Raw genomic sequence first — 12,037 nt, 5'->3', positions numbered from 1 at the left:
TTGTGAGATAACAGACAGTCGGTAACCGATAACTAAAATAAGGCCGCTGTCATGTTGAGACCTAAACTAACCCCTCTGTACACAGCTGTTTCATTGCTCTTTTCAGCTTCGGCATTCAGTGACGATCAAGCCCCCAAGTGGGATGTCAATGCCCCGCTGAACGCTCCTCTTGAACAAGCCAAAATTCAGGTATCTGAAGGTACCTGGATGAATCTGAGCCTGAGTCCGGATGGCAAATATCTGGTTTTTGATCTGCTGGGTGACATCTACAGAATTCCCGCTCAGGGCGGCGAAGCCAAACCTCTGGCACAAGGCATAGCCTGGCAGATGCAACCTGTCTACAGCCCAGATGGAAAATACATTGCCTTTACATCGGATCAAGATGGCGGCGACAACATCTGGGTAATGAATGCTGACGGCAGTAATCCGCGTCCGGTAACCAATGAAACATTCCGCCTACTCAACAGCCCGGCCTGGAGCCCAGACTCCCAGTATCTGGTGGCGCGAAAGCACTTCACAGCCAGTCGCAGTCTAGGAGCCGGGGAAGTCTGGCTTTATCATATTGCCGGTGGCGAAGGAGTTAAACTCACCGAGCGGCCAAATGATCAGAAAGATTTGGGTGAACCCGCCTATTCCCCTGACGGCCGATATATCTACTTCAGCCAAGATGCCACCCCAGGCAAGACCTTTCACTACTCCAAAGACTCGGTCAAAGGCATATACAAGATAAAGCGCTACGATACCCAAACCGGGGATATCGAAGTGCTTATCGAAGGCACAGGTGGTGCTATCAGGCCTACTCCGAGCCCGGATGGTAAACAGTTGGCCTATATCAAACGCGACGGTTTTCAGTCAACCTTATACCTGTTGGATCTGGCTTCCGGTAAAGAGCAAAAGCTCTATGGCAACCTTGACAGAGACATGCAGGAAACCTGGGCGATACACGGTGTCTATCCCACTATGGCCTGGAGTCCAGATAGTGCAGAGATCTATTTCTGGGCAAAAGGCAAAATCCACAAACTCGAATTGGCTTCCAAGCAAACGGCAGAGATCCCATTCAATGTCACCACAGAGCTTGCTGTGCAACCGGCGGTGCGCTTTAAGCAGGATATAGATCAGCAACAACTGGATGTCAAAATGCTGCGCATGGCTCAGGTGTCGCCAGATGGAACCAAAGTCATCTACGAAGCTCTAGGAAAAATCTGGATAAAACAGCTGCCGGACGGCAAACCGAAACGCCTGACCCGTTTGGATGAACAGTTGGAAGAGTTATTCCCTCAATGGTCCCGTGACGGTAAGCGAGTGGTGTTTACCACATGGAATGATCAGCAACAAGGCAGCGTTAGAACCATCAGTGCCCGAGGAGGAAAAACCACAACACTTACCCAAGAGCCGGGGAAATATATCGAGCCAACCTTCTCTCCCGATGGCAAACAGGTGGTGTTTCGTAAAATTGCCGGCGGCTATATTACCCCAAAAACCTGGAGTCAGGATCCCGGCCTCTACTTGGTTGACAGCAATGGTAAAGAACTAAAGAAACTCTCAGCTCAGGGCTTCCAACCACAGTTTGGTGCCGACAATGACAGAGTCTACTTTATGGAGAGTGGTGAAACGCCGCAGCTAGCCTCGATATCACTTAGTGGTTTCGATAAACGGGTACACTACTCCAGCAAACACGCCACAGAATTCAGGGTATCTCCCGATGGTAAACAGCTCGCGTTTGCCGAGCGTTTCCGGGTTTGGGTCACCCCATTCGCCAAGCATGGTGAAACCGTTGATATCGGGCCTAAGGCGACTAATTTACCGGTAACACAGCTCAGTACCCGCGCCGGTGAGAGTATCAGTTGGGGCGCCAACAGCGATCAACTCTATTGGACCCTTGGCCCAGAACTCTATCAAGTGAGCCTGGATAACGACTATCGAGAGAAGAATGCTAAGGACAAGGTCCAAGTTACTGAGATTGGTTTTCAGACAGAGATGGATGTTCCACGTGGAACAATCGCTTTCGTCGGCGGTAAGATCATCACAATGGACAATGATAGGGTCATAGATAAGGGTGTGGTGTTGGTGAAAGATAACCATATCCAAGCCGTGGGTGAAGCCGGCATGGCTATTCCGGATGATGCCATGCTAGTGGATATCTCAGGTAAGACACTGATGCCGGGTCTGTTTGACGCCCATGCCCATGGCGCTCAAGGAGAAAACGAAATCATCCCCCAGCAGAACTGGCAGCTATATGCCGGCTTGGCCTTGGGGGTTACCAGCATCCATGATCCCTCCAATGACACTACAGAAATTTTTGCTGCCAGCGAGCAACAAAAAGCCGGAAAGATTGTTGGTCCGCGGATCTTCTCTACCGGCACCATACTCTATGGTGCCAACTTACCTGGCTACACCAGCCACATAGACTCATTGGATGATGCCAAATTCCACCTCGAACGACTTAAAAAAGTCGGCGCTTTCAGCGTCAAGAGCTATAACCAACCCAGACGCAATCAGCGTCAACAAGTCATAGCCGCGGCTAGAGAACTGGAGATGATGGTGGTTCCAGAGGGAGGAAGCCTGCTGCAGCATAATCTCACCATGATTGCCGATGGCCACACCACAGTGGAACACTCCCTGCCGGCTGCAGCAATCTACGACGACATTAAGCAGTTCTGGAACCAAACCCAAGTTGGTTACACCCCCACCCTGGTAGTGGCCTATGGTGGCATTTCGGGTGAAAACTATTGGTACGACAAGACTGATGTCTGGGCTCATCCACGATTGTCAAAATATGTTCCAGCCGATCTGTTGCGGGCTCGCTCCATGAGAAGGCCTACTGCACCGGATGAACATTACAACCACTTCAATGTCGCTAGAGTCGCCAATGAGGTGAATCAATTGGGGATTCATCCCAACATTGGTGCCCATGGTCAACGCGAAGGCTTGGCTGCTCATTGGGAGATGTGGATGTTTGCCCAGGGCGGTATGAGCAATATGGAAGTGCTGAAGACAGCGACGCTTTATCCCGCCAAGACCTTCGCTATGGACCATCAACTTGGTTCGATAACGCCGGGCAAATTAGCCGACCTTATTGTTATCGACGGGAACCCACTAGAGGATATTAGGGTCACAGACAGGGTCACTCATACTATGGTCAATGGCAAACTCTATGATGCCGAAACCATGAATCAACTCAATGGTGATAAGAAGCAGCGCCAGCCCTTCTTCTTTGAAGAGATTTAAAAAAGATTACGCCCGACGTAAATACGGAAGGATGTTCCACGTGGAACATCCTTTTATTTTATAAGCAGTAGCAGTGCCAAAGATAACAGTAGGTAACTCACAAGCGCCGGCAACAGGAAACGGATGAGTGTAGGTGTGATGGCTTGTTTGCCAAAACTGAGTCGCAGTAAAGTATCACCCACCCGAACGGCCCACAAGTTCACCAGCGCCAGAGTTGGCAATGTAAATAGCGCTCCAATAAACACACTAACGCCATCACTAAGCGTCAATAATCGACCCAAGGCAAATGCGATAAACATCCAGAATAGCATGCACAATGGCAGATAGATTATCGTCGCAAAGGGCCCAGGCCCCGGACCAGAACTGAACAGTAGCAGCAAAAAACGGCGACGCCGGGAAAATTTAATCATGGGGATAACAACAGCAATCCAACAGATGATCGTTGACCATGCCTACAGCCTGCATAAAGGCATAGCAAATCGTCGGGCCACAGAAGTTAAACCCCAGTTTTTTCAGCGCCTTGGACATAGCCTCCGACTCGGGTGTCTGAGCAGGAACCTGAGTCAGGGTTTCAAAGCGATTCACTTTGGGTATCCCGCCGACAAAACCCCAAAGAAATTCTGAAAAATCATTACCTTGTTCCACAAATGCCAGATATGCCTTGGCGTTTCGAACTATGGAATTCACCTTGGCTCGATTGCGCACTATCCCTGGGTCTTGTAGCAATTCCTCTATCTTGGCTTGGTCGAACCCGGCAATGACTTGGGGATCAAACCCGGCAAAGGCTCGTTCATAGTTAGCCTGCTTTTTGAGTATGGTCAGCCAAGACAAACCAGCCTGCTGACCATCGAGACAGAGCTTGGCAAACAGTTCTTTGGCATCGTAAACCGGCCTTCCCCATACCTTATCGTGATATTCCTGATAGAGAGGATCATCGGTCACCCAGCCACAACGAACTATATCCATTACTCAAAATCCCTTAAATCGTTAAATCCGATAAAAAATAACCTACATAAGCCTATATCGACAAGGTATAATCGAAACCATTTTCTATTAATAGCTGACAGCAGTAGATATGACGACGAAACACGACGTGAAGACATTCCAGGGTTTTATCTTAACCCTGCAAGAATACTGGGCGCAGCAAGGTTGCGCCATAGTTCAACCCCTGGACATGGAGGTCGGTGCCGGCACCTTCCATCCACAAACCTTTTTGCGTTCATTGGGCCCAGAGCCGATGAGCAGCGCGTATGTCCAACCATCGCGCCGCCCTACCGACGGCCGCTATGGTGAAAACCCCAACCGTCTTCAGCACTACTATCAGTTTCAGGTCGTATTGAAACCTTCACCGGATAATATTCAGGAGTTGTACCTGGGCTCACTGCAGGCCCTGGGTGTAGACCCAAGTATCCATGATATCCGTTTCGTTGAAGACAACTGGGAATCACCTACCCTGGGTGCTTGGGGCCTGGGCTGGGAAGTTTGGCTCAACGGTATGGAAGTCAGCCAGTTCACCTATTTCCAACAGGTTGGTGGCCTCGAATGTAGCCCGGTAACCGGCGAAATCACCTATGGTCTAGAACGTCTTGCCATGTATATTCAGGGCGTAGACAGCGTCTATGATCTGGTTTGGACCGACGGCCCAATGGGAAGGATCACCTATGGTGACGTGTTCCACCAAAACGAAGTGGAGCAGTCGACCTACAACTTTGAACATGCCGATGTCGACTTCCTGTTCGGTCTGTTCGATCAGTGCGAAAAGACCTGTCAGCACCTGCTTTCACTGGAAAAACCTCTGCCTCTGCCCGCTTATGAGCAAGTGATGAAGGCCTCACACGCCTTCAACCTGCTCGATGCCCGTCACGCCATCTCTGTGACCGAGCGTCAGCGCTACATCCTGCGGGTGCGCACCATGGCCAAGGCGGTAGCCGAAGCTTATTACCAGGCGCGTGAAGCCCTGGGCTTCCCAATGTGCAAATGAGGTAGAACTAATGAATTTTGACAACTTACTCATAGAGATAGGTACCGAAGAGCTGCCACCAAAAGCTTTGCGCACTCTGGCAGAGTCTTTTGTAAACAACTTCTGCGAAGAGCTGGACAAGGCCGAACTCAGCTATAGCAAGGCACACTGGTATGCCGCTCCGCGCCGTTTGGCGCTCTACATAGAGCAACTGGCCCTGGCACAACAGGATAAAGTGGTTGAGAAAAGAGGCCCAGCGGTCAGCTCGGCCTTTGATGCCGACGGCAAGCCAACCAAGGCCGCCGAAGGCTGGGCCCGCGGCAATGGTATCAGCGTTGCCGAAGCCGAGCGTCTGGTGACAGACAAGGGGGAATGGCTGCTGCACCGCGCCAAGGTTGAAGGTGTGACCACTGAAAGCCTGATCCCGGCCATGGCCCAGCGCGCCCTGGACAAGCTGCCTATCCCCAAGCCTATGCGCTGGGGCAGCAACAAGACTCAATTTATTCGCCCCGTGCATACAGTTACCATGTTGTTGGGTGACAAGCTGGTTGCCGGTGAGCTGTTGGGTGTCACCTCGGCACGTACCATTCGTGGTCACCGCTTTATGGGCGAAGCCAGCTTCGAGCTGGATCATGCCGACAACTACCTCAGCAGCTTGAAAGAGCGCGGCAAGGTGATTGCCGACTATCAGGCCAGAATGGATATCATCAAGACAGACGCCGAAAAAGCCGCTGCCGAGTTGGGTGGCCGTGCCGATATCGCCGACGAACTGCTTGAAGAAGTCGCCTCCTTGGTTGAATGGCCTGTGGTACTGACAGCGGCTTTCGAAGAGAAGTTTTTGCAGGTGCCCGCCGAGGCTCTGGTCTACACAATGAAAGGCGATCAGAAATACTTCCCGGTATTTGATGGCAACAATAAGCTGATGCCCAACTTCATCTTTGTGACCAATATTGAGTCCAAAGATCCGGCGCAAATCATTGCCGGAAATGAGAAAGTTGTCCGCCCTCGCCTGGCCGATGCCGAATTCTTCTTTAACACAGATAAAAAGCAATCACTCGAGTCCCGCATTGCCAGCCTGGAAACCGTGGTATTCCAGAAGCAATTGGGCACCCTTAAAGACAGAGTGGAGCGCATCTCCTGTGTGGCCGAAGCCATTGCGGCCAAAATCGATGCCAACCAAGCCGATGCCAAGCGGGCCGGTCTGTTGTCCAAGGCCGATTTGATGACCAATATGGTTATGGAATTTACCGACACCCAAGGCACCATGGGTATGCATTACGCGCGCCTCGAAGGGGAAACCGAAGCCGTTGCACTGGCATTGGAAGAACAGTACAAGCCCAAGTTCTCCGGTGATACTGTGCCTACAGCGCCGGTATCCTGCGCCGTTGCACTGGCAGAGAAGCTGGATACCCTGAGCGGGATATTCGGTATCGGCCAGGCTCCTAAAGGCGCTGCCGACCCCTTTGCCCTGCGCCGCGCGGCCATAGGTGTACTGAGGATCATTGTTGAGAACAAACTGCCACTGGATCTGGTCGAACTGATTGGCTGCGCCATCAAGGCTCACGGCAGCAACCTCAGCAATCAGAACTGCGCCGAAGAGGTGCTGGAATTCCTGATGGGCCGTTTCCGCGCCTGGTATCAGGATAAAGGCATCAGTACCGATGTGATTCTGGCGGTTCTGGCCCGTCGGCCGACTCGTCCGGCCGACTTTGACAGCCGTATCCAGGCCGTCAGCCATTTCCGCAGCCTGGAGCAAGCCGCCTCTCTGGCCGCAGCCAACAAGCGGGTTTCCAATATTCTCGCCAAGGTTGAAGGTGAATTACCAAGCGAAGTCGATACTACCCTGCTGCAGGAAGATGCTGAGAAGGCCCTGAATCAAGTTCTGAGCTCACTTCAGCCACAACTTGATCCCTTGTTTGCCAAAGGGGAATATCAACAAGGATTGACCCTGCTATCGACGCTGAAAGAGCCGGTAGATACCTTCTTTGAAGATGTGATGGTAATGGCCGACGATGAGGCGCTGCGCCGCAATCGTCTGGCACTGCTGAACCAGCTGCGGAATCAGTTCCTGCGAGTGGCCGATATATCACTGTTGCAGTGATGCCAGTTGCAGTGATGCCAAACAGCTAAAAAACGCGCCGAAAGGCGCGTTTTTTCATTTTATTTCAAGCAGTTTCTGATGCCACTGTTCAAACATTTCCCGGCTGATATTGGCTTCCTTCAACAAGGCATCCAGCAATTCCGGGGGCAACTTATCCTCTTCCACCAGCATAGAGCATTCACTGATCAGATTGGCTTGCCAAATCAGCTGGCTTAAACGATTTTCCGGCTTGGCACCGACATTGGCCAGAGGTTGCAGTACAATCTCAAATGCCTTGGGTAACTGCCAGCAACTCACCAGCAGGCTACTCAATGACAAGGAGCGCGCCGTCATCACCTGACGGAACAGCCAGGACTTGGGCTGCTCGCCAGGGTCGGCCTGATTGAAAGCATCGAGCAACAGCTTGAAGATGGCTATCTTGCCGACATCGTGCAGCAGCCCCACCATAAAAGCTGTATCCGGTTCTTCGGTTTCCAGTTCTCCGGCCAGGAAAGCCACCTGTAGTGAATGGCGCCACAAATGGGCCCCAAAACGGCGAAAGTAGATGGGTTTGATATCTATCATCTCTTTCATCATGCAGGTAGTCACTATCCGTCTTAGTCTGTTGCTGCCCAGTTGAACCAGAGCCTGCTGGAGACTGGTTATCTGCCGCTCGCTGCGGCGAAAAGCCGCCGAGTTACAGATGCGGATCACCTCGGCACTCAATACGGGATCTTGCTGAATCAGTACCACTATATCCTGACTATCAAATTCTGGATCGCTGAGTTTGTTGTCCAGCTCCAGTATACGACCAGGGATCTGCAGTACAGAATCGGCAATCTGCTGCGGTGAGGCCAGTGCCTGCTCAATGTCGCTCATGACTCGCTTTTCGAGTTTATTGGCAACGCCACCGCTATTCTGGCTGCTGACGGAGAACAGTAAACTGTAAAACAGTGCAGTAGCATCGACGGCAGCCACCAGCTCGTCAGCCTCAGTCTCCCGCGAGCGGCTCAATGCTTGCTGCTCATGCTGGATATTGGGCGGGGCTTCGTTGAAGCTTTTTGGTCGCTCTACTTCAACGTTTTCCCTGACATTAAACAGTTTCCTGAAGATTCCTATCACTTGATTTCCTGCGCAATTATTCCACCCCAGATGGTTCAGTATAATCGCTATTTCCTAAAGTTAACGCGGTAAACACCCAATAAAAAAGGAAGGCCTGAGGCCTTCCTTTTAAAGATAACAAGCTGTTTGATTAAACGTCGAGGTTAGCCACGTTGAGGGCGTTGGCTTCAATAAAGTCGCGTCTTGGCTCAACCTGATCGCCCATCAGAGTGGTAAACAGCTGATCGGCGGCAATCGCATCTTCAATGGTGACCTGCAACATGCGACGACTCTCGGGATCCATGGTAGTTTCCCATAGCTGCTCGGGGTTCATTTCACCCAGTCCTTTATAGCGCTGAATATAAAGGCCGCGCTTGGACTCAGCTATCAGCCAGTCAAGTGCTTCAACAAAACTGCTGACCTCTTTGACCCGCTCACCGCGTTTAACATAGCCGCCGTCTTCAATCAGATCACAGATCTGCTCACCCAGCTTGGCGATACGCTCATAATCGCTGGAATGGAAGAAGTCATAACCAAACAGATAATGGGTATCTATACCGTGTTTGCGCACAATGAGCTGCGGCAGATACACCTTACGCTCTGGATCCAGCACAGTTTCCATCTTGTAGATAACGCCGCCATTCTCTTCATCTTCAAGATCCTGCAGCAGGCCTTTGCACCAAGTGGTCATAGCGGCCTCATCGGCCAGCATTTCGGCAGTCACCCGTGGACGATACAGCATGCGGTTGGTCACATTGGTTGGGTAACGCTTTTCCAAGCGCTCAATGATGGCTTCCACTTCGCGATACTGATTAACCAGACGCTCCAGGCCTTCACCAGACATGGCCGGTGCATCCTTGGACGGATAGATGCAGCCGCCATCAAGAGCCTGAGTGGTCAAGTATTCAGTCAATGCCGGCTCATCTTTCAGATACTGCTCCTGCTTGCCTTTTTTCACTTTGAACAAAGGAGGCTGGGCAATATAAACAAAGCCACGCTCGATCAGCTCAGGCATCTGACGGAAGAAGAAGGTCAACAGCAGCGTACGAATGTGCGAGCCGTCGACGTCAGCATCCGTCATGATGATGATGTAGTGGTAACGGGTTTTTTCCGGATCATATTCATCACGGCCGATACCGCAGCCAAGGGCAGTGATAAGAGTCGCCACTTCCTGAGAAGACAGCATCTTGTCGAAGCGGGCCTTCTCTACGTTAAGAATTTTACCCTTGAGTGGCAAAATAGCCTGGTTCTTTCTGTTTCGGCCCTGTTTGGCACTACCGCCGGCCGAATCACCCTCCACTATGTAGATTTCAGAAAGACCAGGGTCTTTTTCCTGACAGTCCGCCAATTTACCCGGTAAACCACCCAAATCCAGGGCACCTTTACGACGGGTCATCTCGCGGGCTTTACGGGCCGCTTCACGGGCGCGGGCAGCGTCGATAATCTTGCCAACAATCATCTTGGCATCGGCTGGGTTTTCCAGCAGATAGTCATTCAGCTTCTCACCCATGGTCTGTTCCACGGCACCTTTGACCTCACTGGAAACCAGCTTGTCTTTGGTTTGGGAGCTGAACTTGGGATCCGGAACCTTCACAGAAACCACTGCGGTCAGGCCTTCACGGGCATCATCACCTGTGGCGTTAGTCTTGCCCTTCTTGTTAAAGCCCTCATTCTCCATGTAGTTGTTCAGGTTACGGGTCAATGCCGCCCGGAAACCTGCCAGGTGAGTACCACCATCACGCTGGGGAATGTTGTTGGTAAAACAGAAAATGCTTTCCTGGAAACCGTCGTTCCACTGCATGGCCACTTCAACAGTGATGCCATCTTCCCGCTCTTGGGAGAAGTGGAATACATCCTTATTCACCGGAGTCTTGTTACGGTTCAGGTACTCTACGAAGGCCTTGATACCACCCTCATAGTGGAAAAACTCATCTTTGTTGTCGCGCTCGTCAATAAGACGGATACCCACGCCTGAGTTCAGGAATGAAAGCTCGCGAATACGTTTGGCCAACAGCTCATAATGAAACTCGGTATCAGTAAAGGTTTCATGGCTGGGCCAGAAACGAATTTCAGTACCTGTCTTGGTTGCTTCACCGATTTCCTTGATAGGCTCTTGCGGCTCACCATGCTTGTAGAACTGCTCATAAACCTTGCCATCGCGGCGAATGGTCAACTGCAGCTTTTCCGACAGGGCGTTAACCACTGACACACCCACACCGTGCAAACCACCGGAAACTTTATAGGAGTTGTCGTCGAACTTACCGCCGGCGTGCAGCACTGTCATAATAACCTGGGCAGCCGATACCCCTTCTTCAGGGTGAATGGCAACCGGAATACCACGACCATCATCTTTGACAGATACAGAGCCATCAACATGGATGGTGATCACTATGTCACTGCAGTGGCCCGCCAAAGCTTCATCGATAGAGTTATCGACGACTTCGAATACCATGTGATGCAGACCCGTGCCATCGTCGGTATCACCAATATACATCCCAGGTCTTTTACGTACCGCATCAAGGCCCTTAAGGACCTTGATACTCGAAGAATCGTAACTGTTCTCTGACATATTATTCTCTCATCGGTTATTCAATGACCGTTACCCGCCCCTGTTCCACCTGAAAAATCCGGCTTGGGGGCGTGCTTAATGAATCTGATATTGCTGCCGGGTCAATCGCAGTGACAAACACTTGCGCCCCGGTTTCGCTCAACTGCCGCAGCAATAACTTCCTGTGTTTCGCATCCAACTCTGACGGCAGATCGTCGACCAGATAGATACTATTCTTATCTATTTGTTGTTTAAGCAACTTTCCTTGTGCTATTCGCAGTGCACACACCAACAACTTCAGCTGACCACGGGACAAAGCATCCTGAGCGGGTAGATTACCCACTCTGAGTCTCAAGTCGGCTTTATGGGGGCCACTGACGGTGTGCCCCATGGATAGATCCCGGGAATAAGACGCCTGTAACAGGGTCGAAAACTCAGTTTTACTATCCCAACCACGGGTAAAGGAAACCTTGATATCAACCTGTGGTAAAAACTCCCCGATTATACCCTTAAGTAGCTCATTTAACGAGTCTACATATGCCTTTCGTATCTCGGTGACCAACTCGGTATAACGGATAAAATCCCGGTCCCAGTATGCGATTTGCTGGTAGGCTGCACCATCCTTAAGTAATTGATTACGTTGCTTGAGGATCCGCCTTACATTGACCCAGGCCTGATAAAACTGGGGATCGCAATGAAACGCGCCCCAATCGATAAACTGGCGCCTGGCCTTGGGGCCTTCAAACAACAGCGAAAAGCTCTCTGGGGTTATTACCTGAATAGGCAGGGTGTCGGCCAGCACAGACAGGCGCTTTATCTTCTCGCCATCCATTCTGACCTCGGTTTCGCCGCTGCGAAACCGCCGCAGCCCCAACTTACTGTCACCGGAGGGCAGGCTCAAATTGGCAAACAGGGTCAACTGATCCTGTTGGTTATTGATCACCCTCTGAGACAGATGACTGCGAAACGAGCGCCCCATCCCCAGAAAGTAAATCGCCTCCAGGACACTGGTTTTGCCACTGCCATTTTGGCCGTAAATAAGATTCAGCCCAGTGCCGGGGAGCAGTTGGGCTGAATCGATATTACGAAAAGCTTGAATATTGAGACGAGTTAGACTCAT

At 51.3% G+C, this 12,037-nt stretch carries 7 protein-coding genes; 3 read left to right on the top strand and 4 right to left on the bottom strand.

Going from position 1 to position 12,037, the window contains the following annotated elements:
* The first annotated feature begins 51 nt into the window (after positions 1–51).
* Positions 52–3,228: an amidohydrolase family protein gene (locus HCX89_RS20765; protein WP_167717242.1), complete on the top strand. Its 3,177-nt coding sequence runs from the start codon at positions 52–54 to the stop codon at positions 3,226–3,228.
* A gap of 402 nt (positions 3,229–3,630) precedes the next feature.
* On the opposite strand, the gene HCX89_RS20760 is transcribed toward HCX89_RS20765, so the two are convergent.
* Complete coding sequence (locus HCX89_RS20760; RefSeq protein ID WP_044735603.1) at positions 3,631–4,194, bottom strand: DNA-3-methyladenine glycosylase I; 564 nt, start codon at positions 4,192–4,194, stop codon at positions 3,631–3,633.
* A 109-nt stretch (positions 4,195–4,303) separates the two neighbouring features.
* On the opposite strand from HCX89_RS20760, the gene glyQ reads away from it, so the two are divergent.
* Both glyQ and glyS read left to right on the top strand, forming a co-directional pair.
* Positions 4,304–5,209 (top strand): glycine--tRNA ligase subunit alpha, encoded by a 906-nt coding sequence (gene glyQ, locus HCX89_RS20755; protein WP_028780936.1) that lies wholly within the window; start codon positions 4,304–4,306, stop codon positions 5,207–5,209.
* Between the two features lie 10 nt (positions 5,210–5,219).
* Positions 5,220–7,289 carry a glycine--tRNA ligase subunit beta gene (glyS, locus tag HCX89_RS20750; RefSeq protein ID WP_167717240.1) on the top strand — a complete coding sequence of 690 codons (2,070 nt, stop codon included), beginning with the start codon at positions 5,220–5,222 and terminating at the stop codon, positions 7,287–7,289.
* A gap of 54 nt (positions 7,290–7,343) precedes the next feature.
* On the opposite strand, the gene HCX89_RS20745 is transcribed toward glyS, so the two are convergent.
* The 3 genes from HCX89_RS20745 to recF all read right to left on the bottom strand — a co-directional run bounded on the left by HCX89_RS20745 (position 7,344) and on the right by recF (position 12,037).
* Positions 7,344–8,387 carry an HDOD domain-containing protein gene (locus HCX89_RS20745; RefSeq protein WP_099049580.1) on the bottom strand — a complete coding sequence of 348 codons (1,044 nt, stop codon included), beginning with the start codon at positions 8,385–8,387 and terminating at the stop codon, positions 7,344–7,346.
* Between the two features lie 133 nt (positions 8,388–8,520).
* Positions 8,521–10,938 carry a DNA topoisomerase (ATP-hydrolyzing) subunit B gene (gene gyrB / locus HCX89_RS20740; protein ID WP_028780939.1) on the bottom strand — a complete coding sequence of 806 codons (2,418 nt, stop codon included), beginning with the start codon at positions 10,936–10,938 and terminating at the stop codon, positions 8,521–8,523.
* A 16-nt stretch (positions 10,939–10,954) separates the two neighbouring features.
* Positions 10,955–12,037 (bottom strand): DNA replication/repair protein RecF, encoded by a 1,083-nt coding sequence (gene recF, locus HCX89_RS20735; protein WP_062793861.1) that lies wholly within the window; start codon positions 12,035–12,037, stop codon positions 10,955–10,957.

Source organism: Shewanella sp. Iso12 (genome assembly GCF_012030025.1).
GTDB classification, from domain to species: domain Bacteria; phylum Pseudomonadota; class Gammaproteobacteria; order Enterobacterales; family Shewanellaceae; genus Shewanella; species Shewanella algae.
Note: the sequence above shows the minus strand (reverse complement) of the source record. Positions and strands in the feature narration are given on the sequence as shown.